The 21,768-nt window shown below is 71.9% G+C and carries 24 protein-coding genes; 8 read left to right on the top strand and 16 right to left on the bottom strand.

Annotated elements, in window-relative coordinates; translation table 11 throughout:
* Positions 1–14: 14 nt before the first annotated feature.
* The 5 genes from AB0J02_RS00720 to AB0J02_RS00700 all read right to left on the bottom strand — a co-directional run bounded on the left by AB0J02_RS00720 (position 15) and on the right by AB0J02_RS00700 (position 2,740).
* Positions 15–920, bottom strand: coding sequence for a glycosyltransferase (locus AB0J02_RS00720; protein WP_363191335.1), 906 nt, complete (start codon positions 918–920; stop codon positions 15–17).
* 68 nt (positions 921–988) lie between these two features.
* Positions 989–1,576, bottom strand: a complete 588-nt coding sequence (locus AB0J02_RS00715) for a GrpB family protein (RefSeq protein ID WP_363191334.1) — start codon at positions 1,574–1,576, stop codon at positions 989–991.
* Positions 1,576–1,737, bottom strand: a complete 162-nt coding sequence (locus tag AB0J02_RS00710; RefSeq protein ID WP_363191773.1) for a hypothetical protein — start codon at positions 1,735–1,737, stop codon at positions 1,576–1,578. The genes AB0J02_RS00715 and AB0J02_RS00710 overlap by 1 nt, the downstream gene beginning before the upstream one ends.
* Positions 1,738–1,825: 88 nt before the next feature.
* Positions 1,826–2,152, bottom strand: coding sequence for a MazG-like family protein (locus tag AB0J02_RS00705; RefSeq protein ID WP_363191333.1), 327 nt, complete (start codon positions 2,150–2,152; stop codon positions 1,826–1,828).
* A gap of 33 nt (positions 2,153–2,185) precedes the next feature.
* Positions 2,186–2,740, bottom strand: coding sequence for a DoxX family protein (locus AB0J02_RS00700; RefSeq protein ID WP_363191332.1), 555 nt, complete (start codon positions 2,738–2,740; stop codon positions 2,186–2,188).
* A 90-nt stretch (positions 2,741–2,830) separates the two neighbouring features.
* On the opposite strand from AB0J02_RS00700, the gene AB0J02_RS00695 reads away from it, so the two are divergent.
* Complete coding sequence (locus AB0J02_RS00695; RefSeq protein ID WP_363191331.1) at positions 2,831–3,154, top strand: nuclear transport factor 2 family protein; 324 nt, start codon at positions 2,831–2,833, stop codon at positions 3,152–3,154.
* A gap of 61 nt (positions 3,155–3,215) precedes the next feature.
* Positions 3,216–4,208, top strand: a complete 993-nt coding sequence (locus tag AB0J02_RS00690) for an aldo/keto reductase (protein ID WP_363191330.1) — start codon at positions 3,216–3,218, stop codon at positions 4,206–4,208.
* A 27-nt stretch (positions 4,209–4,235) separates the two neighbouring features.
* On the opposite strand, the gene AB0J02_RS00685 is transcribed toward AB0J02_RS00690, so the two are convergent.
* The 3 genes from AB0J02_RS00685 to AB0J02_RS00675 form a co-directional block, all read right to left on the bottom strand.
* Complete coding sequence (locus tag AB0J02_RS00685; protein WP_363191329.1) at positions 4,236–5,099, bottom strand: PhzF family phenazine biosynthesis isomerase; 864 nt, start codon at positions 5,097–5,099, stop codon at positions 4,236–4,238.
* A 171-nt stretch (positions 5,100–5,270) separates the two neighbouring features.
* A complete protein-coding gene (locus AB0J02_RS00680; protein WP_363191328.1) occupies positions 5,271–5,735 on the bottom strand; it encodes a lamin tail domain-containing protein in 465 nt (154 codons plus the stop codon).
* Positions 5,736–5,897: 162 nt separating this feature from the next.
* Positions 5,898–6,689 (bottom strand): SDR family oxidoreductase, encoded by a 792-nt coding sequence (locus AB0J02_RS00675; protein WP_363191327.1) that lies wholly within the window; start codon positions 6,687–6,689, stop codon positions 5,898–5,900.
* A 144-nt stretch (positions 6,690–6,833) separates the two neighbouring features.
* On the opposite strand from AB0J02_RS00675, the gene AB0J02_RS00670 reads away from it, so the two are divergent.
* Positions 6,834–8,465, top strand: a complete 1,632-nt coding sequence (locus AB0J02_RS00670) for an alkaline phosphatase D family protein (protein WP_363191326.1) — start codon at positions 6,834–6,836, stop codon at positions 8,463–8,465.
* 84 nt (positions 8,466–8,549) lie between these two features.
* Here the strand turns inward: AB0J02_RS00670 and AB0J02_RS00665 are convergent, their stop codons facing one another.
* Positions 8,550–9,548, bottom strand: coding sequence for a Gfo/Idh/MocA family oxidoreductase (locus AB0J02_RS00665; protein WP_363191325.1), 999 nt, complete (start codon positions 9,546–9,548; stop codon positions 8,550–8,552).
* A gap of 102 nt (positions 9,549–9,650) precedes the next feature.
* Here AB0J02_RS00665 and AB0J02_RS00660 point away from each other — a divergent pair, with 102 nt between their 5' ends.
* From AB0J02_RS00660 to AB0J02_RS00650, 3 genes are read left to right on the top strand one after another with little or no spacing between them, the layout of a single operon-like run.
* Entirely contained in the window at positions 9,651–10,979 is a 1,329-nt protein-coding gene (locus AB0J02_RS00660; protein ID WP_363191324.1) for a multidrug effflux MFS transporter, read from the top strand.
* Positions 10,925–12,115, top strand: coding sequence for a serine hydrolase domain-containing protein (locus AB0J02_RS00655; protein ID WP_363191323.1), 1,191 nt, complete (start codon positions 10,925–10,927; stop codon positions 12,113–12,115). The genes AB0J02_RS00660 and AB0J02_RS00655 overlap by 55 nt, the downstream gene beginning before the upstream one ends.
* Positions 12,116–12,150: 35 nt before the next feature.
* The gene (locus AB0J02_RS00650) at positions 12,151–13,170 is read left to right on the top strand and encodes a small ribosomal subunit Rsm22 family protein (protein ID WP_363191322.1); all 1,020 of its coding nucleotides are present in this window, start codon (positions 12,151–12,153) and stop codon (positions 13,168–13,170) included.
* 358 nt (positions 13,171–13,528) lie between these two features.
* On the opposite strand, the gene ddaH is transcribed toward AB0J02_RS00650, so the two are convergent.
* The gene (gene ddaH, locus AB0J02_RS00645; protein ID WP_363191738.1) at positions 13,529–14,308 is read right to left on the bottom strand and encodes a dimethylargininase; all 780 of its coding nucleotides are present in this window, start codon (positions 14,306–14,308) and stop codon (positions 13,529–13,531) included.
* A gap of 160 nt (positions 14,309–14,468) precedes the next feature.
* Positions 14,469–14,654, bottom strand: a complete 186-nt coding sequence (locus AB0J02_RS00640; protein ID WP_363191321.1) for a DUF6243 family protein — start codon at positions 14,652–14,654, stop codon at positions 14,469–14,471.
* 153 nt (positions 14,655–14,807) lie between these two features.
* On the opposite strand from AB0J02_RS00640, the gene AB0J02_RS00635 reads away from it, so the two are divergent.
* The gene (locus AB0J02_RS00635; protein WP_363191320.1) at positions 14,808–15,479 is read left to right on the top strand and encodes a TetR/AcrR family transcriptional regulator; all 672 of its coding nucleotides are present in this window, start codon (positions 14,808–14,810) and stop codon (positions 15,477–15,479) included.
* On the opposite strand, the gene AB0J02_RS00630 is transcribed toward AB0J02_RS00635, so the two are convergent.
* Complete coding sequence (locus AB0J02_RS00630) at positions 15,451–16,311, bottom strand: glycerophosphodiester phosphodiesterase (protein WP_363191319.1); 861 nt, start codon at positions 16,309–16,311, stop codon at positions 15,451–15,453. The two genes, AB0J02_RS00635 and AB0J02_RS00630, sit on opposite strands and share 29 nt — an antisense overlap.
* A gap of 131 nt (positions 16,312–16,442) precedes the next feature.
* On the opposite strand from AB0J02_RS00630, the gene AB0J02_RS00625 reads away from it, so the two are divergent.
* Positions 16,443–17,162, top strand: a complete 720-nt coding sequence (locus AB0J02_RS00625) for a bifunctional DNA primase/polymerase (protein WP_363191318.1) — start codon at positions 16,443–16,445, stop codon at positions 17,160–17,162.
* A 92-nt stretch (positions 17,163–17,254) separates the two neighbouring features.
* On the opposite strand, the gene AB0J02_RS00620 is transcribed toward AB0J02_RS00625, so the two are convergent.
* Genes AB0J02_RS00620 through efeO form a run of 4 tightly spaced genes read right to left on the bottom strand, consistent with a single transcriptional unit; the run spans position 17,255 to position 21,582 of the window.
* Complete coding sequence (locus AB0J02_RS00620; RefSeq protein ID WP_363191317.1) at positions 17,255–18,238, bottom strand: hypothetical protein; 984 nt, start codon at positions 18,236–18,238, stop codon at positions 17,255–17,257.
* Positions 18,239–18,275: 37 nt separating this feature from the next.
* Complete coding sequence (gene efeU / locus AB0J02_RS00615; protein WP_363191316.1) at positions 18,276–19,121, bottom strand: iron uptake transporter permease EfeU; 846 nt, start codon at positions 19,119–19,121, stop codon at positions 18,276–18,278.
* 3 nt (positions 19,122–19,124) lie between these two features.
* Positions 19,125–20,393 (bottom strand): iron uptake transporter deferrochelatase/peroxidase subunit, encoded by a 1,269-nt coding sequence (efeB, locus tag AB0J02_RS00610; protein ID WP_363191737.1) that lies wholly within the window; start codon positions 20,391–20,393, stop codon positions 19,125–19,127.
* A gap of 37 nt (positions 20,394–20,430) precedes the next feature.
* On the bottom strand, positions 20,431–21,582 hold the full coding sequence (efeO, locus tag AB0J02_RS00605; RefSeq protein ID WP_363191315.1) for an iron uptake system protein EfeO: 1,152 nt from the start codon (positions 21,580–21,582) through the stop codon (positions 20,431–20,433).
* Positions 21,583–21,768 lie beyond the last annotated feature (186 nt).

Genomic DNA, 21,768 nt, shown 5'->3' with positions numbered 1-21,768 from the left:
GTTTCGGCCGTCCGTCAGATCAGTGGCGGGCGGCCGAGCCGCGTCATGCGCCACACGGTGCGCCAGCGCATCGGGCGCCGTTCGCCGGCCGGGGCGCGCAGGCCCTCCACGAAGCCGCCCGCCCAGGCGCGCAGGCCGCCGTAGGACCGGGTGCGCAGCAGGGTCAGCAGCGTCCAGGTCCCGAGATAGAGCGGGATCAGCGGGACCGGGAGGCGGCGGCGGGCCAGCCAGACGCGGTTGCGGGCGGTCATCCGGTAGTAGACGGCGTGCCGTGCCGGGGACGTCTTCGGGTGCTGGAGCAGCAGCGACGGCTCGTAGAGGACCTTCCAGCCGGCGTCGAGCGCGCGCCAGGCGAGGTCCGTCTCCTCGTGCGTGAAGAAGAAGTCGGCCGGCCAGTCGCCGGTCTCGGCCAGCATGTCCATCGAGAAGGCGTGGCCGCCGCCGAGGAACGCGGTCACGAGGCCGCGCCGCATCGGGTCCTTCGCGCGCAGCCGCGGCACGTGGCGGCGCTGCGTCTCGCCGAGTTCGTCGGCGATGCGGAAACCGACGATGCCCAGGCCGGGATCGGCCGCGTACAGGTTCTGGATCGTGGAGAAGACGTCGGCGTCGACGAGGAGTCCGTCGTCGTCGAGTTCGACCGCCACGTCCACGTCACCGAACTCGCGCAGCCGGGCCAGCGCCACGTTCCGCCCGCCGGGGCAGCCGAGGTTGTCGTCGAGTTCGACGTTGGTGACCTCGAAGGGGAGACCGGTGAACTCGGGCAGCGGCGTGCCATTGCCGATCATGACGACGCGGGCCGGCGGCGCGTCCTGCTTGGCCACCGACTCCAGCAGCGCGTCCACGTCGTCGGGGCGGTTGCCCATGGTGACGATGGCCACGCCCAAGCGGGGGGGTTCGGTGGTTCGGCGCCTGTCTGTCATGGCGGCGATGGTAGTCGTTCACCTGTACGGCGCCCGCAAGGGCACCGGCGATGGCGCTCGCGACGGCGTCACGCGTGCGGGCGCCAGCCGGTCTCCGCGGCCCACCGCTCGGCGACGACACCGATGAGGTCGACGACGGGATCCTTCACATCGGCGTACGTGCCGGTGTCGGGGACGGCCTGGGCGAGTACGTACTTGAAGCGGGCGTACGCCGGGACCGCGTCCGGCGTGGCGCGCAGCCAGTCGCGGAACAGCAGCGCGAGCCGCTCGTTCGGTGAACCGGTCCTGCGCACATGGAGGTTGACCGGCGCGGCGTCCGTGGTCCGCCGCGACCAGTACCGCTTGGCCCAGTCGGCGGGATCCTCGGCGTCCTCGCGTCCGGCGGGGACGTGGTCGCGCAGGTAGGGGGCCCGGACGAATCCGAGCGTGGCCAGCGGCGCCTCGAACGCGGCCGCGGCGGCGTCCAGTTCGGCGACGCCCACCTGCACGTCATAGATGGCCTTGGCGGCCATGCCCGGCACGGACGTCGACCCGATGTGCTCGACTCGCAGCACCAACGGGCCCAATACCGAACGCAGTTGAGCGCAGAGCGCGGCGCCATGAGTGGCCCACGCCGGGTCGTACGGCACGACGACGGGCTTCTCGTGCGGGGGCATCAGACCTTCTCCAGCGGCCGGTACGGCTCGGTGGGCAGGCGTACGTCCCCCTCGACGCCGAGCCCCGTGAGCAGCGTGATGCTGTCCCGGTTCGGCTCGGTGAAGGAGCAGGTGCCGTTGCCGCTGACCGATGTGACGGCACCGCCGTCGAACTCGCCCATCGTGGAACCCCCTGCACATGGTGACCGCTGGACGCTGGACGCTGGACGCTGTGAGCCTACCGGCGGGGGCCGGCTCGACGGGGCCCCTTCAGCTTCCGAGCGAGCGCTCCGCCACCTTCGCCACATGCGCGGACAGCGCCCCGCGGACGTCCGGTGTCAGCGTGCCGAGCGCGACGAGAGCGGTGACGACCACGTCGCACAGCTCCGACTCGACGTCCTGCCAGGTGTGGCTGAACCCCTTGCGGGGATTGTGGCCGACCGCGCCTATGACCGCCTGCGCCACCTCGCCCACCTCCTCCGACAGCTTCAACATCCGCAGCAGGAGGTCCTCTTGGGCCGAGCCCTTACTGTTTCCGTCCAGCCAGGCGCGCAGCCGGTCGATGGTCGTCCACAGCTCGTCGTCGTACGTAGTCACGGGAGACGAGCCTATGGCCCGGCCGCCGGGGGCCTACTCCCCGGTGTCCGCCTCCTGCACCCGCTTGGTGCGCGAGCCGACCACCGCCAGGGTCGCCGCCGCGGCCCCCACGAGCGCGGCCGGCACCATCCAGTGCCGGTCGAGGACGTGGCCGAGCGCGTGGTCGAGGGAGTAGCGGCCCGCGCCGGTCACGGCGAGCCCCGCCGCGACGAAGCCGAGGAAGGCCGGGTACTCGTAGCCGCCGTTCATCGCGAAGAACCCGTTCGGGGCGTGCACGGCCGCCGCGCCCGCCATGGTCCCGGCCGCGGCCGCGCCGCCCAGCGGAGTGGCGAGGCCGAGGGCGAGGAGCGCCCCGCCGCCCGCCTCGCCGAGCCCGGCCGCGAGGGCGCTCGCCTTCGCGGGGGAGTAGCCCATGGCGTCCATGGCGGCCGCCGTCCCGGACACGCCACCCCCGCCGAACCAGCCGAGCAGCTTCTGTGCGCCGTGGGCCGCGAGGACACCGCCGGTGCCCACGCGCAGCGCGAGAAGGCCCAGGTCGCGCCGGTGGAGGCAGGAGGTGCGGGAGGTACGCAAACGTGTGCAGGTCATGTCTCCACCGTCCGGCAGTCATGGCTCGCGCACCTCGCGCGCGGGCCCATTCGGGTGGCGGGCGCCCGGCCGCGGTGCAAGCCTGGGCCCATGCCCATCCAGACCGCAAAGCTCAGCGACCCGGCCGTCCGTGCCTTCGTCTCGGCGCTGAACGCCCACGACCAGGAAGCCTTCCGTGCCGTGCTCGCGCCCGGCGCGACCATGGCCGACGACGGGTCCGACCGGGACCTCGCCGACTGGACGGCCCGCGAGATCTTCGACTCGAACGGTCACATGGAGGTCGAGAAGGAGACCGCCGAGGGCCGCTCCCTCGTCGCCCGCTACCGCAACGACACCTGGGGCGAGATGCGCACCAAGTGGACGTTCGACGTGGCGGGCGGCAAGGTCACCCGGTTCGAGACGGGCCAGGCCTGAACAACCGTTTCCCGCACGGGCGTTGACCTCGTGTGCGCTTCAACTCCTAGTGTCCGCGGACATGGACATCACTACGCGGAACCTGGGTGACGGCGGTATCGAGGTCAGCGCGCTCGGCTTCGGATGCTGGGCGATCGGCGGGGAGTGGCAGGACCTGGCCGGGCAGCCGCTCGGCTGGGGGGCGGTCGACGACGAAGAATCGGTGCGGGCCGTACGGCGCGCGCTCGACCTCGGCGTCACCTTCTTCGACACCGCCGACGCCTACGGGACCGGGCACAGCGAACGCGTCCTCGGCCGCGCCCTCGGCAAGCGCCGGGACGACGTCGTCATCGCCACCAAATGGGGCAACGTCTTCGACGAACGGACCCGGACCAGCACCGGCAGCGACGACTCCCCGGAACACGCCCGCCGCGCCCTGACGGCGTCGCTGGCCCGCCTCGGCACCGACCACGTCGACCTCTACCAACTGCACATCTCCGACGCCGACCCGGAACGCGCCGCCCGGCTCCGCGACACCTGCGAGGAGTTCGTCCGCGAAGGGCTCGTCCGCGCCTACGCCTGGAGCACCGACGATCCCGAACGGGCCCGCGTCTTCGCCGAGGGCCCGCACTGCGCGGCGGTGCAGCACCGCTGCAACGTCCTGCAGGACGCGCCGGAAATGCTGGCCCTGTGCGAGGAGCTGGGCCTCGCCAGCATCAACCGCAGCCCCCTCGCCATGGGTCTGCTCGGCGGCGGCCACGGCGCGGGACAGCGTCTCTCCGCCGGCGACATCCGCAGCGCCCCGCCCGCCTGGCTGCCCGGCTTCGGCGCGGGCGGCGGCGCCGACCCGGACTGGCTGGCCCGCGTCGACGCGCTGCGCTCCGTGCTCACCAGCGGCGGCCGTACCCCGGCGCAGGGCGCACTCGCCTGGCTCTGGGCCCGCAGCCCGCACACCGTGCCGATCCCCGGTTTCCGCACGGTGGCGCAGGCCGAGGAGAACGCGGGCGCACTGGCCCACGGGCCGCTTGCGCAGGCCGAGTTGGCGCAGGTCGAGCAGATCCTGCGACGAGCGTAGGGGCGTAGGGGGCGTTGCGGGTCCCGGCTAAGGAATCGGTACGGCCGTCCCGCTCACCCGCACCCGCGGGTCGCCCTCCCGCAGCGTCACCGTCAGTTCGCCGGGGCGGCCCATGTCGGCGCCCTGGTACAGGGTGAGTTCGGACGTCCGCGGGACCAGGTCGAGCTCGCGCAGGTACGCCCCGAACGCCGCGGCCGCCGCGCCGGTGGCGGCGTCCTCGACGACGCCGCCGACGGGGAACGGGTCACGTACGTGGAACGTGAAGTCACTCTCCCGCCACACCAGTTGGACCGTCGTCAGGTCCAGCCGGTGCATCAGCGCGGCGAGCCGGTCGAAGTCGTACGCGAGGTCGGCGAGGCGCTGCCGGGTGGCCGCGGCCAGGACGAGATGGCGGGCGCCCGCGTAGGCGATACGGGGCGGCAGCGCGGGGTCCAGGTCGGCGGCCGGCCAGTCGAGCGCGGCCAGCGCCTCGGCGAGGTCGTCGCCGGTGACGTCCGTCAGGTGCGGCGCGACGCTCGTGAGGGTCGCGCGCAGCACGTCCCCGGCCCCTTCGACGCTGACCGGAACTTCGCCGGCGGGGGTGTGGAACAGGTAGTCGCCGGTGCCGTGGCGCTCCGCGAGGGCGACGGCGGTGGCCACGGTGGCGTGGCCGCAGAACGGGACCTCGGCCTTGGGGCTGAAGTAGCGCACGGTGTACGCCCGTTCGCCGCTCCCGGCCGGGCCCGGGGTGACGAACGCGGACTCGCTGTAGCCCAGGTCTGCGGCGATCTTGAGCATCTCGCCGTCGCCGAGAGCGGAGGCGTCGAGCACGATCCCGGCGGGGTTGCCGCCGGCGGGGTGGGTGGCGAAGGCGGTGTAGCGCAGCACGTCATCGGTCATGTCGTCGGTCATGGGGACATCAAACCAAGGCCGCCGCGCCGAACGAGGGGAATTTCCGCGCCCGAGGAGCCCCGGAAGCAAGGAGCCCCGGAAGTGAAGTGGCCCCGGAAGTGAAGTGCCCCAGGAGGGGGTGCCCCTGCCTCCTGCGGCACGGGCGCCCCCTCCATCCCCCCTTGCGGTGGCTCAGTGGCAGCTGATCCCGCCCGAGCCGACACGGCTCCAGGAGCAGGAGTCGAGCTGTGTGCCGCTCGGCTTGATCAGGCGGGCCTTGTCGCCCGTGTTGTTCCAGACGTACTGGCCACGGCCCCAGTACCGGACGCCGGCGGCGTTCGTGCCCTTGCCGGTGCGGACCTTGACCGTCTTGCCCGCGCCGATCTTGTAGCTGCCGAAGGTGTACGTGTAGCCGGTGTTGTCCTTCAGCTTGTAGCCCTTGAGCTGGATCGCGGAGCGGCTGTTGTTGTGGATGTTCACCCACTCCGCGTTCAGCGAGCTGTTGCTGCGGCGGTCCGCGCCGGGGCTGTCGTACTGGATGTAGCCGAGGTGCAGCCCGCCCTGGTGCGTGGCGGCGGAGGCCGGGGACGCGGCGAGCAGCGAGCCGGCGAGGGCGACCGCGGCGAGTGCGGCGGGAGCCGCGGAACGTATGCGCAAGATGTGCTCCAAGTGTGAAGTTCTCGTGGAGGTGGGCCTGAGCATACGGGTTTCACTGTCCAGCAATGAGGCAGTTGAGCCGGCAGGCGCTATTCCGATTGTGGAGATTTACATCTCAAGCAAACGGGCCCCGCGGACCCGACGGCAGCCCCGAGGGCGGACTCAACCCCGCCCGATGTAGGGCATGTTGGTGGCCAGGACCGTAGCGAACTGCACGTTGGCCTCCAGCGGCAGCTCGGCCATGTGCCGCACCGTGCGCGCCACGTCCGCCACGTCCATCACCGGCTCCGGCGCCAGCTCCCCGTTGGCCTGCAAAATGCCGGCCTGCATCCGCTCGGTCATATCGGTCGCCGCGTTGCCGATGTCGATCTGCCCGCAGGCGATCCGGTACGGGCGGCCCTCCAGGGACAGCGACTTGGTCAGCCCCGTCAGCGCGTGCTTCGTCGCCGTGTACGCGATCGAGCGGGGGCGCGGCGTGTGCGCGGAGATGGAGCCGTTGTTGATGATCCGGCCGCCCCGCGGGTCCTGCTCCTTCATCTGCCGGAACGCCGCCTGCGCGCAGAGGAACGCCCCGTTGAGGTTGGTGTCGACGACGTGCCGCCACGCGTCGTACGCCAGCTCCTCCACCGGTACGCCGGCGGGCCCGAACGTCCCCGCGTTGTTGAAGAGCAGATCCAGCCGGCCGAACCGCTCGCGCACCGCGGCGAAGAGGGCCGCCACGTCGTCCGGGCGCGACACGTCCGTGCGGACGACGTACGAGTCCGCGCCGGGGGCGAGTCCCGCCGTCTCCTCCAGGGGCTCGGTGCGGCGGCCCGCGAGGGCCACCCGCCAGCCGGTGCGCAGCAGTTCCACGGCGACGGCCCGGCCGATGCCGGAGCCGGCGCCGGTCACCACGGCGCTTCGTGTCTCTTCGGCCCGCTGGGGGTCGCGCTGTTCGTCTCGCTGTTCGCTCATGACGCGGCAGCGTACGGGCGCCGCGGTCACGTGGAGATCACCGATCCGCCATGTGGCTGTTGTGTACGCGACAGTCGTGCGTCGTCCCGGACCACTGAACTTCCCATGGCAGCAGATGACACCAGCCGTCAGGGGAGGGGCTCCATGTCACACGTATCGCAGCACACGCCCGAACTGCGCGCAGCCGCGCAGTACTTGGGCCGCCGTCGCTTCCTCACTGTCGCGGGCGCCGCCACGGCGCTAGCCTTCAGTGTGAACCTGCCCACTGCCGGTACCGCGGCCGCCGCGGAGCTGGACGCCCGCAAGATCACCGCCGATCCGTTCACCCTCGGCGTCGCCTCCGGCGACCCGTTGCCCGAGTCCGTGCTGCTGTGGACACGGCTCGCCCCGAAACCGTACGAGACCGGCGGCGGGCTGCCCGCCCAGCGCGTCGACGTGCGCTGGGAGATCGCCCACGACGAGAGCTTCCGGCGGATCGCCAGACGCGGCACCGCCACCGCCCACCCCGAGTTCAACCACTCGGTGCACGTCGAGGTCGAGCACCTCGCGCCGGGCCGCGTCTACTACTACCGCTTCCGCGTGGGCGGCTGGATCAGCGAGACCGGCCGGACCCGCACCGCGCCCGCCGCATCCCGCCACGTCTCGGAGCTGACGCTCGCCGCCGTCTCCTGCCAGGCGTACCACGACGGCTACTTCACCGCGTACAAGCACCTCGCCGAGGACGACGTCGACGTCGTCTTCCACCTCGGCGACTACCTCTACGAGTACGCGGTCAACTCCGTCGGCGGCGCCCGCAAGTACACCGACCGCGTGCTGCCCGACGTCTTCAACCGCGAGACCGTGACCCTGGAGGACTACCGGCTGCGCTACGCGCTCTACAAGTCCGACCCCGACCTGCGGGCCGCGCACGCCGCACACCCCTTCGTCGTCACCTGGGACGACCACGAGACCGAGAACAACTACGCCGACGACATATCCGAGAACGACGACCCGCCGGCCGAGTTCCTGCTGCGCCGCGCCTCCGCGTACCGCGCGTACTGGGAGAACCAGCCGCTGCGCCGCCCCCAGCTGCCGACCGGCCCCGACGCCCGGCTCTACCGTCGTCTGGTCTGGGGCCGGCTCGCCCAGTTCGACATCCTCGACACCCGCCAGTACCGCTCCAACCAGGCCTACGGCGACGGCTCCCACGTGCCGGGCCCCGAGTCCGACGACCCGGCGCGCACCATCACCGGCGCCACGCAGGAGCGCTGGCTCATCGACGGCTGGCGCCGCTCGCGCGCCCTGTGGAACGTCGTGCCCCAGCAGGTCACCTTCTCCGAGCGCAGGCTCGACCTGAACGCCGAGGCGAAGCTGTCCATGGACGCGTGGGACGGCTACCGGGCCTCGCGCGAGCGGGTGCTCGCCGGGGTCAAGGCGGCCCGCGTCGAGAACCTCATGGTCCTCACCGGTGACGTCCACGTCGGGTACGCCTTCGACATCAAGGACGACTTCGCCGACCCGGCGTCGCGCACGCTCGGCACCGAGATCGTCGCCACGTCCATCACCTCCGGCAAGGACGGGGCGGAGCGGCCCGCCAACTGGGACACGTACACCCGGGCCAATCCGCACCTGAGGTTCTACAACGGGCGGCGCGGTTACGTGACCGTGGGTCTCGGGGAGTCGGAGGCGCGGGCCGACTTCAAGACGGTCCCGGCGGTCACCGTCCCGGGGGCGCCCATCACGACGGCGGCGTCGTTCGTCACGCAGGTGGGGGACCAGGGTCTTCGTCCTGCCTGAGCAGGTACGACCCCGGCTGCGGGCCGGTGGGGGCGCGACCAGCCCCCACCGGGCGGCACCCGGCGACGCGACCTGGCAGACGAGTCACCGCTCCCCGGGATACCGGACCCCCACAGCCGCCCGCACCGAATCCAGCGTCCGCATCACTCCGAGCGAGGAATCCAACGGCACAAGCGGAGACTCCGTGTCGCCGGCCCGCAGCCGGCCCATGACCTCCAGCGCCTCGTGACGGAGCGAGTCACGGGGGCCGTCGGCCGGATCCGCCACGAACTCCTCCGGGTCGCGCCCGTCCCGGTGGAGCACGAACCGCTCGGGGTGGAAGAACCCGGACGGCACATCGATGCGGCCCGTCGACCCGCTGATGGAGGCGGTCCCGCCCGTACCGGAGTTGATCGCGCAGTGCAGCAGCGCCTGCGCACCGCTGTCCCAGGACAGCAGCATCGCGGTCTGCAGGTCCACGCCCTCCTCGGAGAGCATCGCCCGAGCCGTCACCTCCGCCGGCTCACCGAGCAGCAGCTGCGCGAACGACACGGGATACACCCCGAGGTCCAGGGTCGCACCGCCCCCCTGGGCAGGGTCCCGCAGCCGGTGCGCGGGCGGGAACGGGCCGGCGAGGCCGAAATCGGCCTGCACGGTGCGGACTTCGCCGATCGCCCCGTCGTCGACCAGCGCCTTCAGGCGCCGGATCAGCGGGTTGCAGTACATCCACATGGCCTCCATCAGGAACAGGCCACGCGAACGCGCGAGCGTCACCAGCTCCTCGGCCTCGCGCGAGTTCAGCGTGAACGCCTTCTCGCACAGCACCGCACGCCCCGCCTCCAGGCAGAGCCCGGCCGCCTCCCGGTGCGCCGAGTGCGGCGTGGCCACGTACACCACGTCGATGTCCTCGTCCGCCGCCAGAGAGGCCCAGTCGCCGTACGCCCGCTCGATCCCGAACCTCTCCGCGAAAGCCTTCGCCGACGCATCGGTCCGTGAGGCCACCGCCACCACCTCCGCGTCGGGGAGGTCCAGCAGATCCGCCGTGAACGACGCGGCGATCCCACCCGTCGCGAGAATGCCCCACCGCACGCGTTCCGCTGCCATCCGTGCCACCTCAGTTGTTGGTCTCGGCCACTCCACCGAGCTGAGAGCATAGGTAATCGCACGTACGGCCGGGAGAGGCGAAAGGGAACGAGGGGCATCGGGATGGCGGAGAGCGGAAGTACCGGGAGTGCCGGCGGCGTGGCGGAGACCGCGCAGGTCACCCGGGTCGGCGGTCCAACTCCTGTACCCAGGGCGGCTGTTCGCACCGGTGCCCTCGTCACCCTGGTGCTCGGCGGGCTGACCGCGGTGCCACCGCTGTCCATGGACATGTACCTCCCGGCGCTGCCCGAGGTCACCGGCGCGCTGCACACCTCCGCCGCCACCGCCCAGCTCACCCTCACCGCGTGCCTGACCGGCATGGCGCTCGGCCAGCTCGTGGTCGGCCCGATGAGCGACAAGTGGGGCCGCCGCAGGCCGCTCATGATCGGCCTGTTCGTGTACGTCGTCGCCACCGCGATCTGCGCCTTCGCGCCGAGCGCCGCGCTGCTCGTCGCCTTCCGCCTGCTCCAGGGCCTGGCGGGCGCCGCCGGCATCGTGATCGCCCGGGCCGTCGTGCGCGACCTCTACGACGGCGTCGCGATGGCCCGCTTCTTCTCCACCCTGATGCTGATATCCGGGGTCGCCCCGGTCGTCGCGCCCCTCATCGGCGGGCAGATCCTGCGCGTCACGGACTGGCGCGGCGTCTTCGTCGTGCTCACCTTCATCGGCATCGCGCTCACCGCGATCGTGGGGAAGTTCCTCCCCGAGACGCTCCCGCCCGAGCGGCGGCACTCCGGCGGCACCGTCGAGGCACTGCGCACCATGAGGTCCCTGCTCGCGGACCGCGTGTTCACCGGGTACATGATCGCGGGCGGCTTCGCGTTCGCCGCGCTGTTCGCGTACATCAGCGCCTCCCCGTTCGTCATCCAGGAGATCTACGGGGCCTCGCCCCAGACGTTCAGCCTGCTCTTCGGAATCAACTCGATCGGGCTGATCGCCGTCGGCCAGCTCAACGGCAAGGTCCTCGTCGGCCGCGTCAGCCTGGACAAGGTCCTCGCGGTCGGCCTGACCTTGATCGTCGTGTCCGCCGCCTTCCTCCTCCTCGTCGCCACGGGCGTGTTCGGCGACCCGGAGGAGCTCGGCATCGTGCCCGTCGCCGCGGGGCTCTTCGTGCTCATGGCGTCGATGGGCCTGGCGACCCCCAACACCAACGCCCTCGCGCTGCTGCGCACCCCGCACGCCGCCGGCTCCGCGTCCGCGCTGCTCGGCACCTCGTCGTTCCTGATCGGCGCGGTCGCCTCGCCGCTCGTCGGCATCGCGGGCGAGCACACGGCCGTGCCGATGGCCCTGACGCAACTCGTCTGCGGCCTGGCGGCGGCCGTCGCCTTCATGGCACTGTGCCGCCCCTGGCAGCTCGCGGCCAAGGCGGCCAAGGAGGTGACGGAGCCCTGAGCTACCCACGACTGCGGCACGGCACCCCCGAGCGGGCCGGCCTGGACGCAGGCCAGATCGCGCGGCTCGTCGCCGACGTGCGCGCGCTCGCGGACGGTCCGCGCCCCTGGTGCGCGGGCGCCGTGCTGATCGCCGGGCGCGGCCCGGTGATCGCCGCCGAGACCGCCTGCGGCTGGGCGGTGCGCTACGCGGCGTACGACGAGGCGACCGACCGGGGCGTCGAGCTGCCCTCCGCCGCCCGCGTCCCCATGAGCGTCGACACGCCCTTCGACCTGGCCTCGGTGACCAAGCTCTTCACCTCGATCGCCACGGTGCAGCAGATCGAGCGTGGCACGCTCGGCATCGACGCGCGGATCGGCGCGTACCTCCCCGAGTTCACCGGAGCGGCCCGGTGCGGCGTCACGGTCCGCCAGCTCCTCACCCACACCTCGGGCCTGCGCCCCGAACTCCCGCTGTACGACGCCCGGGACGCACCCGCCCGGCTGGCGCTGCTGCGCGCCGAGGCCCCGTCGTCGAAGCCGGGGGAGTACCGCTACTCCGACCTGAACATGCTGCTGCTCCAGCACCTCCTGCAGCGCCTCACCGGCCGGGCGCTCGACGTACTCGTCCGCGAGGGCATCACCCGCCCCCTCGGCATGAGCGCCACGTCGTACGGGCCGCGGCCCGGCGCCGCCGCCACCGAGGACCAGCGCCACTCCTGGGCCAAGGCCGACCGCGGGATGCTGCGCGGCGAGGTGCACGACGAGAACGCCTGGGCGCTCGGCGGCGTCGCGGGCCACGCGGGCCTCTTCTCGACGGCGTACGACCTGGCGGTGCTCTGCCGGGCCCTCCTCAACGGCGGGTCGTACGGCACCGCCCGCATCCTCGGCCCCGACTTCGTCGATCTGATGCTGGCGGCGCCCGGCCTCGGGTTCCGGGTCGACCAGCCGTATTTCATGGGCGAGTCGGCCGGGCACGGCGCCGCGGGGCACACCGGTTTCACGGGGACGTCCCTGGTCCTCGACCCGGTGACGGACACGTTCCTGGTGCTGCTCGCCAACACGGTCCACCCGCGCCGCCGTCCCGCCGACAGCGGTCCCCGGGCGGCCGCGGCGACCCGGCTGGCCCGCGCGGTCACGGGCCCGCCGGGCTCGTAGGCGTCCGGGGGCCCCGGCCCTCTAACATCGTCCGGGTGAACGCCCCGATCGACCCCTCTTCGCCCGCCGCCGCTTCCACCGAGCCCGCGGACACCCTGCGCTCGGCCCTCGCCGCTCTCCTCGACGGCCTCCCGCCCACGCAGGCGGCCCGGGCCGTGGAGCGGCTCATCGCGAACTACCGGGGCACCACCCCGACCGACGCGCCGATCCTGCGCGACCGGGCGGACGTCGCGGCGTACGCGGCGTACCGGATGCCGGCCACGTTCGAGGCGGTCGCCTCCTCCCTCGACGCGCTCGCCGCCGCGGCGCCGGCCGACTGGACGCCGGCCGGCCACCTCGACATCGGCGGCGGCACCGGCGCGGCGGTCTGGGCGGCCCGCGCGGTGTGGCCCGCGCCGCGCCCGACGACGGTCCTCGACTGGTCGGAGGCGGCGCTGGCACTCGGCCGCGAACTGGCCGCGGCGGACGGCCAGTTGAAGGAGTCGGTCAGCTGGGAACGCGCGCGCATCGGCTCCCACCGGCCCTTCGACGCCGTCGGCCTGGTGACGATCTCGTACGTCCTGAAGGAACTGACGGACGCCGACCGGGCCGCGGTGGTCGACGCCGCGGCCGAGGCCGCCACGGATGCCGTCGTCGTCATCGAACCCGGCACCCCCGACGGCTACGCCCGGATCATCGGGGCCCGCGACCGGCTGATCGCCGCGGGCTTCCACGTCGCGGCGCCCTGCCCGCACAGCGCCCCCTGCCCGATCACCCCGGGCGAGGACTGGTGCCACTTCTCGGCCCGGGTCAGCCGCTCGTCCCTGCACCGCCAGGTCAAGGGCGGCTCACTGGCGTACGAGGACGAGAAGTTCTCCTACGTGGCCGCGACCCGCTTCCCCCCGGCCCCGGTCCCGGCCCGGGTGGTCAGGCGCCCCCAGATCCGCAAGGGCCAGGTGCTCCTGGACCTCTGCGTACCGCAGGGCGCCCTGACCCGGACGACGGTGACGAAGAAGCACGGGGACGCCTACAAGGCGGCCCGCGACGCGGACTGGGGAGACGGCTGGACTCCTTAGGGCCTGTCGCCAAATTCCCCTCTGCCCGGCGCCGCCCGGCACGCACTCTCGCCGCGCCGGGCGCAAAGCCGAGTACGCCCCGAACGAGGCCCTGCACCCGGCCCGCCGAGAGCACGCACCGAACGCCGCCGGGCCGCCCTCCGGGCGACGAGGGGAGTGTGAAGACAGGCCTTAGGGCCAATGCCGTTGCCTTAGCCGCGATCTTGGTGCGTGCACCCCCGAGCGAAGGCGCGGCGCGCATCCTGGTGTCATTCTCAAGAACCGCAGGAGTCCACCGTGCCACGGCGGTTCATGAGCCTGGGGCGACGAAGGGCAAGATCGCCCGTAACGCAACGGCATTGGCCTTAGGGCAACCGGCTCAGCGGAGTTCGAGCGTGCAGCACTTCACGCTCCCGCCCCCCTTCAGCAGCTCCGACAGGTCCATGGAGACCGGCACGAACCCCCGTTCCCTGAGCGGCCCGAAGAGTCCGACCGCGCCCTGCGGCACCAGCACGTTCCGCCCGTCGGAGACCGAGTTCAGGCCGAAGGCGACCGCGTCGGGCTCCTCGGCGATCAGCGCGTCGGGGAACAGCCGCCGCAGCACCTCCCGGCTCCCCGCCGAGAACGCCGCCGGGTAGTACATGACCTCGTCCGCCGCGTCGTCCAGGACGGCCAGCGCCGTGTCCAGGTGGTAGAAGCGCGGGTTCACCAGATCGAGCCCGATGACCGGCCGCGCGAAGAACTCCTGCGCCTCCCCGTGCGACAGCGGCGAGGCCCGGAACCCGCGCCCCGCGAGCAGGTACGACGCGGTGACGGCGAAGTCGCCCTCGCCCTCGTTGACGTGCGCGGGTTCGTGCACGTCGGCGTACCCGTGCGCACGGAACCAGTCCAGGTGGGCGGCGGCCTCCGGCTCCCGCTCCGGGTACGCGAACCGCGCCCCGAGCACCCGCCCGTCCACCACGGTCGCCCCGTTCGCGGCGAAGACCATGTCGGGCAGCGCGGGCCGCGGGTCGAGCACCTCCACGGTGTGGCCGAGCGCGCGGTACCGGTCGCGCAGGTCCTCCCACTGCGCCACGGCGAGCGGGACGTCGACGGGTTTCGCCGGGTCCATCCACGGGTTGATCGAGTAGGTGACTTTGAAGTGTGCCGGTGGGCACATCAGATAGCGCCGGGGTGTGGCGTGCCGTTCGACGGAACACCCGGAGTACGAGATACGCAATGAGGGCTCCTCACGACCGCAGGGTCTGTTGCGCCCATGGTGCGGTCGGAGGAGCCCTCGGGGCTGTGCACCGAACGGGTGGTTCCCGTCGGGTACCGGGTCACGAGACGTCGTCGGTGCCGCGCCTCTCCTGCAACTTCCGCAACAGCTCCCGCTTCTGTGCCACGGGATCGGTGCCACCGCCGCCCACTTGGCCGCTCCGGCCGCCGCCGCGCAGCGCCTTGCGGGAGAGCGTGCGACGGGTACCGCCGACGCCCAGCATGCCGCCTGCTCCACCTCGGGTCATGACGTACTCCTCTGCCGTTCTCCGCCGCTCCTGAGGCTTGACGATACGTATCGTCTCGCCAAGTTGACGCTCCCCACTTTGAACGAGACGTACCGTCTTGTCAAGATGTATCGAGACGGGACGTCTCGCCTCGCGCGCTGCTACATTCGAACCATGTCAGCCACGACCAGCCGGACCCCGAAGAAGACGGCCCCCGACTCCACCCGCCGCAGCGAGCGTTCGCGCCGCGCGATCTACGACGCCGCCCTCGCCCTGGTCGGCGAGATCGGCTACCCCCGCACGACCATCGAGGGCATCGCCGCCCGCGCCGGCGTCGGCAAGCAGACGATCTACCGCTGGTGGGGCTCGAAGGCCGAGGTCCTCATGGAGGCCTTCGTCGACCTCAACGAGCAGAACGCGCGGACCGCCGCCGAGAACCACCCCGACGCCCCCATCGACGCGGCCGGCCTCCCCGACACCGGCGACCTGGAGGCCGACCTCAAGCTGGTGCTGCGCGCCACCATCGACGAGCTCCAGGACCCCCGCTTCGACGCTCCGGCCCGCGCGCTCGCCGCCGAGGGGGTCGCCAACTCCGAGTTCGCCGAGGAGTTCATCGCCAGGCTCCTCATGCCCGGGCTCGACCTGTACGTCGCCCGGCTGCGCGCCGCCCAGGACGCGGGCGACATCCGCGCGGACGTGGACCCCGGGATCGCCCGCGACCTCTTCGTCTCGCCGCTCGCCCAGCGCTGGCTGCAGCTCACGGGCCCGCTCGACCACGCGTACGCCGACAAGCTCGTCGAGTACGCCCTCTACGGGATCAGCGCCCGCCCGAGGCCCGGGGCGTAGCCGCGAGCAGGCCCGGCGCGTCCGTGATGACCCCGTTGCAGCCCAGGCGCAGCACCCGGTCCCGCTCGCCCGGCGTGTTCACGGTGTGCGCCCACACGCGCGGCACCCCGGACCTGACGGCCCGTACGAGATCCACGTCACGCGCCTTGTAGTCCATGTCCAGGACATCGACGTAGCGGGCCCAGTCCTCGGGCCGGTCGAACCTCATCTGCTGGGCGGAGCGCCACAGTTGGGAGATCAGGCCGAGCCGGTGCGCGCGCTCGGCGACGGCCGGGAGGTTGGAGTTGACCAGCACCGAGCGGGTCAGGCCGCGGGCGCGGATCAGCCGGGCGAGCCCGACGAGGCTCCGGGGGTCCTTGGCCTCCAGCATCAGTACGCTCCGGCCGCCGAACCGGTCGAGCACCTCCGCGACCGTCGGCACCTGCTCCGGGAGCCAGATGCCCGGCAGTGACGTCTTCGGCCGCACCAGTACGCCCTCCCATCGCGCCCGGTCCAGTGCGCCCACCGGGCCCCGCGAGTAGGTCGTCCGGTCCAGGGTCGGGTCGTGCATGACGACGAGGGTGCCGTCGCGCAGCATCCTCGTATCGAAGTCGAGGACCTGGGCGGTGCCCCGTCGGAGCGCCGCCGCCAGCCCCGACGTGCTGTTCTCCGGCACCTCCAGGGCGCCGCCCCGGTGTGCCGTGTACGTGACGCGGGGCAGGGCGTCCGCTGTCGGCGTCCTCTCGCTGCCGGAGTCCAGCGGGAACGCGAAGGCCAGAACGGCCAGGGAGAGGGCGCCGGAGGCGGCGACGACCGGCACGGTCCTGCTGGCGAGGGTGACCATGGCGAACAAGGTAGGCAGACAAATGCGCGCAAATCTGGCAATGACACCCTGTGGCCTCCCGGGAAGCAGGATGGTGCGACCATGGGGGCCCGGGGTTCACCCGGGCCCGGCACGACGGCGATGGTGTGGTGAGGGGATAGATGGGCGCGGAGCACGGTGACGGCGCACGTACGGGGCTTGGCAGGTTCGCCCAGTGGCTGAAGTCGGGCAGGGGCCCGAAGGAGTCCACGGCCGACGTCGACCGGGAGTCCCTGTTGCTCGCCGCTGCCGCCGCCGGACTGCCGCTGGCACCGGCCGCCTACCCCTCCGACTACCGATGTTCCTGCAACCGCATCGGCTGTCCGACGCCCGGCCGGCACCCCGTCTCCTTCGCCTGGCAGACCCAGTCCACGACGGACCGCGCGCAGATCGAGCGCTGGGCCAGGCATCAGCCGCAGGCCAACTTCATCACCGCGACCGGCATGGTCCACGACGTCCTGGACGTACCGCTGGAAGCCGGCCGCGAGGCGCTGGAGCGCCTGCTGTCGCAGGGCATCGACGTCGGCCCCGTGGCCGAGTCCGGCGGCGACCGCATGCTCTTCTTCACGGCGACGCGCGGTACGCCCGAGGATGAGGACGAGTGGTGGCCCTGCGAGCTGGACTGCCACCCCGAGACCATGGACGAGCACCCCGGCCTGCGCTGGCACTGCCGCGGCTCGTACGTCCTGGTCCCCCCGGCCCGGCTCCCCGCCGACCGCTCGGTGGACTGGCTGCGCGGACCTGAGCACCCCCTGCCGGACCCGCTGACCCTGCTGGAAACACTCACCGACGCCTGCGCCCGCCACGCGGGAGCGGAACCGGACTACACGTCGGCCTGGTAGCAATCGAGCCCCGCCGGATCAAGCCCCTCCGGAGCTTGAGGAGCGGGGTCCGGGGCAGAGCCCCGTGACGCCCACGTCAACGCCGCAAGAGGTCAGGACCCCTCAGCAGTAGTAATCCCCTCGACCCGGTTCAACACCCGCACCCCACCCCCCGCGGAACCGGCCGCCGGAACAATCGCAGCCTGGTTCGACACGTACCCGTACGTCGCGGACTGCTTCGCGTCGCCGGACATCAGCGCCTTCACGCTCGGGCTGATCGTGGGCAGATCACTGCCCGGCGACGCGGTCTGCTTCTCGTAGCGCCGCGTCGTGAAGAAGGCGAGCGCCCCGCCGTCCTCGGTGCGCAGCGCGACCGGCGCGTAGTCACCGGACGTGAGCGGTTCGTCGATGAACTGCGTGGCGAGGCCGGGCCGGGTGCTCTTCTGCCGGGACGCGCGCCATTCGGAGGTGTTCGCCCCGTCCGCGAATCCGTCGCCACCGTCCTTGAGATACCCGGTGTACTTCTCGCTCAGGTCGGCGGGGCGCATCGCGAGCCCCTTGGCGTCGGGGGAGACGGCCTCGCCCCAGCCGTCCGCGTCCTTCTTGAACTCGGGGACGGTGTCGCCCCTGAACAGCGTCAGATACGAGACCGCCCACGGCTCGTCGACGGCGTTGCGGGTGAAGACCATGACCCAGCGGGAGTCGGGGACCCGGCTGTTGTCGCTGTCGACGACGAACCAGCGCGGCCAGCCGGCCTTCTTCGGGATCGTGAAGTGGGCATCGGTGAGCTTCAGCTGCGCGTACTTCGGGTTGCCCTTGGGGCTCACCACGTGGCCCGCCTTCAGCTTGGCCGCGTCGATCGCGCCGAGCGCCCCGGTGACGTACTTCGCGTCGGCGTCCCGGTCGTTCGTTCTGTCCGCCTTGTTGTACGCGGCGACGAAGGTGTCCAGGGCGCGTGCGGCCTGCGCCTTCGTGGTCGTGGGGACGACCTCGAGCTCTCCGTGCACGGTCACGCAGCCGCTCGCCGTGAGGGACAGCACGACCGCCGCTGCCGCCGCCGCGACGGGTCTGCCGAGCCCGATCCTGACCTCGCTCATGACGTTGCTCTCACCTTCCCCTTCCCGGGGCCGAACCCTACCGGGAAGAAGAAGCGCGCAGTGCCTCGCCCCTGCGGGACAGCAGTCCGGGCGGCGCGAAGAACAGCGCCAGTGTCGGCACCAAGTACACGAGCCAGACGACGACTTGGAGGACCGTCGGGTCGGGCTGGAAGTTGAGGACGCCCTTCAGGAGCGTGCCCAGCCAGCCGTCGGGGGCGATCGTGCCGCTGATGTCGAACGCCAGGTTGTTCAGGCCGCCGATGAAGTCGGCCTCCTGAAGGTCGTGGAAGCCGTACGCGAGGACGCCCGCGGCCACGACGACCAGCATGGCGCCGGTCCACGTGAAGAACTTCGCCAGGTTGATCCTGAGCGCGCCCCGGTAGAACAGCCAGCCGAGCAGCACCGCCGTGGCCAGGCCGAGCAGCGCGCCGGCCACCGGCTCCATCGTGCCGTTGCTGGTGGCGTGCACCGCCGTCCATACGAACAGCGACGTCTCCAGGCCCTCCCGGCCGACGGCGAGGAACGCCGTGACGACCAGCGCGGCCGTGCCCGTGCGCAGCGCCGTCTCCAGTCTGTCGCCCAGCTCGGTCTTCAGGTGCCGGGCGGTGCGCCGCATCCAGAACACCATCCACGTCACCAGGCCGACGGCGACGATCGACAGCGAACCGCCGAGCGCCTCCTGCGCCTTGAACGTCATCTCCTGCGAGCCGAACTCCAGACCCGCGCCGAACGCCAGCGCCACGAACACGGCGGCACCGACCCCCAGCCACACCGGCTTCAGGGCGTCTCTGCGGTCCGTCTTCACCAGGTACGCGACGAGGATGCAGACGATGAGGCTCGCTTCGAGCCCCTCGCGCAGACCGATCAGATAGTTCGCGAACATCCCTCAGGCCCCGTTCTCTGCGTGCTCTGTGTTCTCGAAGAGGCCGCGGCCCCACCACTCCTTGCCGTCCCGCACCCCCGGCGGGACCGCGAACACCGCCGAACCCACGTGCTGGATGTACTCGTTGAGCGCGTCGCCCGACGACAGGCTCCGCTGCACCGGGATGAACCCCTCGCGCACGTCCTTCTGGTACGCGAGGAAGAACAGCCCGGCGTCCAGGCGGCCCAGGCCGTCCGTGCCGTCGGTGAACGAGTAGCCGCGGCGCAGGATCGTCGCGCCGTGGTTGGTGTCGGGGTGCGCGAGCCGCACATGAGCGTCCGGTTTCATCGCCTTGAGGAACGGCTCGTCGCGCTCGTGGGCCTTGCCGACCGGTGCGCCCTTGCCCTTGTCGCGGCCGAACACGTCCTCCTGCTCCTGCAGCGACGTACGGTCCCAGGTCTCGATGTTCATCCGGATGCGCCGGGCGACCAGGTACGAACCGCCGCGCATCCACCCGGCGTCGGTCACCCACACGTGCTCGTCGAGCCGCTTCGTCTCGGTGCCCGCGATGTTGCGGGTGCCGTCCTTGAAGCCCATCAGGTTACGAGGGGTCTGCGCGTCCGGGGTCGTCGACGACGTCTTGCCGAAGCCGAGCTGCGACCAGCGGATGGCGACCTTGCCGAAGCCGATCCGGGCCAGATTGCGGATGGCGTGCACGGCGACCTGCGGATCGTCGGCGCAGGCCTGCACGCACAGGTCGCCGCCGCTGCGGGCCCTGTCGAGGTTGTCGCCGGGGAACTTCGGCAGCTCCACCAGCGCCTCGGGCCGCCGCCCGGCTATCCCGAACGTCGTCCCGTACGACTCGAAGAGCGAGGGCCCGAAGCCGATCGTCAGCGTGAGCCGGGAGGGCTTGAGGCCGAGCGCCTCGCCGGTGTCGTCCGGCGGCGCCTCGGCGAGTCCGCCGTACGCGCCGTCGCCGACCGCGCGCCCCTCGGTCATCAGCGCGGCGGCCTTCGTCCAGTCCTTCAGGAGCTGTACGAACTCCTCGCGGTCGTCCGTCTTCACGTCGAACGCCGCGAAGTGCAGCCGGTCCTGCACGGCGGTGGCGATGCCGGCCTGGTGCGCGCCGTGGAACGGCACCGCGCCGCCCGACTCGGCGGCGGGCCGCATGTCGTCGCCGTCCGAACGGGTCAGTGCGACGGCGCCACCCGTGGCCGCGGCGCCGAGCGCGAGCCCGGCGCCGCCGACAGCGAGCAGTGAACGCCTGGACGGGGCAGGGGAGTTGTCCGTCATGGCGGGGCCCTCTGTGTTCTCTTCGCTCACGTGGTGGCTACTTGACGACGGCGGCGGCCAGCTTCGACAGCGGCTCCGCGAGAGCGTTGACGGCGTCGGACAGCTCCTTCTGGTCCGCCTTGCCGACCTTGTCGTAGGAGATGAAGACGTACGAGTCCGCGTCCTCGTGCTTGTCCTGGCGGTAGGTGTCGAGGAGCTTGTCGAGCGCGGCGAACTGCTTGTCGAGCTCCTTGGCCAGCGCCGGGTCGTTCTTCGAGGCGACCGGCTTGAGCAGGTCGTACGCCTTCTCGGCGCCCTCGACGTTGGCCTTGAAGTCGACGAGGTCGGTGTGCGAGTAGCGCTCCTCCTCGCCGGTGACCTTGCCGGTGGCGACCTCGTCGAGGAGCTCCTTGGCGCCGTTGGCCATCGAGGTCGGGGTGATCTCGGCCTTGCCGACGCGCTGCTGCCAGCTGGTGAGGTCCTTGTCGAGCTGCGTGGCGAGGGACTTCTCGGCCCCGCCGATCTTCTTGTCCTGCCACAGCGCCTTCTCCAGGCGGTGCCAGCCGGTCCACTTCTGACCCTCTTCGAGGCCGTCGGCGCGGGCGTCGGTCTTCGGGTCGATGTTGCCGAACGACTCGGCGACCGGCTCGGTGCGCTCCCAGCCGATGCGCGAGGGCGCGTACGCCTTCTTGGCGGCGGCCAGATCGCCCTTGCGGACCGCGTCCGTGAAGGTCTTCACCCGGGGCAGCGTCTCGTCGGCCTGCGTCTGGGCGTAGGCGCGGTAGTCGGCGACCGCCTTGTCCAGCTTCGGGTCGCGCTGGGCGACCTTGCCGCCGGTGACCTTGACGTCCTGGCGGTGGCCCGTGCCCTTCATGCCGGGGATGCAGGCGATCCGGTAGTCGCCGCTCTTCACCTCGGCGGTCAGGGTGTGCTTGGTGCCGGGGCCGATGTTCTCGCGCTCGGAGACGATGCGGTCGTCGGGGAAGAGGATCTCGACCTCGGTGACGCGCGAGCCCTTGTTCTCGACGGCCAACTCGACGTGTCCGGCGGGGAACCGGGTCTTCGAGACCTCGCAGCTGTCGTCGGTGGCGGTCACCTTGATGGCGCCGGAGCCACCCTTGGCGTCGCTCTTCTCGGTGCAACCCGTGACAGCGGTCAGGGCCGCCACCGCGGCGACGGCGGTGGCGACAGAGAGGCGAACGGCTCGCATGGGGGCTCCAAAGGAAGTGCACAGCTTCTGCTAAGGCGGCCCTAACTTATATGAGGCTTGCCTAAGTACTACCCGCCGGCACCGTGATTCACCTCTCATGAAAACCGCCTGGTCGCGCCACGGATACAAGCGACCCTCGGGCGACCCAGAGGACGGTCAAGGGGCAGTCAAGCGGCGGTCGGTGCG

Source organism: Streptomyces sp. NPDC050264, assembly GCF_040655895.1.
GTDB lineage: Bacteria > Actinomycetota > Actinomycetes > Streptomycetales > Streptomycetaceae > Streptomyces.
This window is presented reverse-complemented; position numbering and strand designations above follow the sequence as displayed.

Coding starts and splice junctions, on each gene's coding strand:
- AB0J02_RS00720 (WP_363191335.1), bottom strand. CDS start 920: ATGACAGACAGGCGCCGAACCACCGAACCCCCCCGCTTGGGCGTGGCC.
- AB0J02_RS00715 (WP_363191334.1), bottom strand. CDS start 1,576: ATGCCCCCGCACGAGAAGCCCGTCGTCGTGCCGTACGACCCGGCGTGG.
- AB0J02_RS00710 (WP_363191773.1), bottom strand. CDS start 1,737: ATGGGCGAGTTCGACGGCGGTGCCGTCACATCGGTCAGCGGCAACGGC.
- AB0J02_RS00700 (WP_363191332.1), bottom strand. CDS start 2,740: ATGACCTGCACACGTTTGCGTACCTCCCGCACCTCCTGCCTCCACCGG.
- AB0J02_RS00695 (WP_363191331.1), top strand. CDS start 2,831: ATGCCCATCCAGACCGCAAAGCTCAGCGACCCGGCCGTCCGTGCCTTC.
- AB0J02_RS00690 (WP_363191330.1), top strand. CDS start 3,216: ATGGACATCACTACGCGGAACCTGGGTGACGGCGGTATCGAGGTCAGC.
- AB0J02_RS00685 (WP_363191329.1), bottom strand. CDS start 5,099: ATGACCGACGACATGACCGATGACGTGCTGCGCTACACCGCCTTCGCC.
- AB0J02_RS00675 (WP_363191327.1), bottom strand. CDS start 6,689: ATGAGCGAACAGCGAGACGAACAGCGCGACCCCCAGCGGGCCGAAGAG.
- AB0J02_RS00670 (WP_363191326.1), top strand. CDS start 6,834: ATGTCACACGTATCGCAGCACACGCCCGAACTGCGCGCAGCCGCGCAG.
- AB0J02_RS00665 (WP_363191325.1), bottom strand. CDS start 9,548: ATGGCAGCGGAACGCGTGCGGTGGGGCATTCTCGCGACGGGTGGGATC.
- AB0J02_RS00660 (WP_363191324.1), top strand. CDS start 9,651: ATGGCGGAGAGCGGAAGTACCGGGAGTGCCGGCGGCGTGGCGGAGACC.
- ddaH (WP_363191738.1), bottom strand. CDS start 14,308: ATGTGCCCACCGGCACACTTCAAAGTCACCTACTCGATCAACCCGTGG.
- AB0J02_RS00640 (WP_363191321.1), bottom strand. CDS start 14,654: ATGACCCGAGGTGGAGCAGGCGGCATGCTGGGCGTCGGCGGTACCCGT.
- AB0J02_RS00635 (WP_363191320.1), top strand. CDS start 14,808: ATGTCAGCCACGACCAGCCGGACCCCGAAGAAGACGGCCCCCGACTCC.
- AB0J02_RS00625 (WP_363191318.1), top strand. CDS start 16,443: ATGGGCGCGGAGCACGGTGACGGCGCACGTACGGGGCTTGGCAGGTTC.
- AB0J02_RS00620 (WP_363191317.1), bottom strand. CDS start 18,238: ATGAGCGAGGTCAGGATCGGGCTCGGCAGACCCGTCGCGGCGGCGGCA.
- efeU (WP_363191316.1), bottom strand. CDS start 19,121: ATGTTCGCGAACTATCTGATCGGTCTGCGCGAGGGGCTCGAAGCGAGC.
- efeB (WP_363191737.1), bottom strand. CDS start 20,393: ATGACGGACAACTCCCCTGCCCCGTCCAGGCGTTCACTGCTCGCTGTC.
- efeO (WP_363191315.1), bottom strand. CDS start 21,582: ATGCGAGCCGTTCGCCTCTCTGTCGCCACCGCCGTCGCCGCGGTGGCG.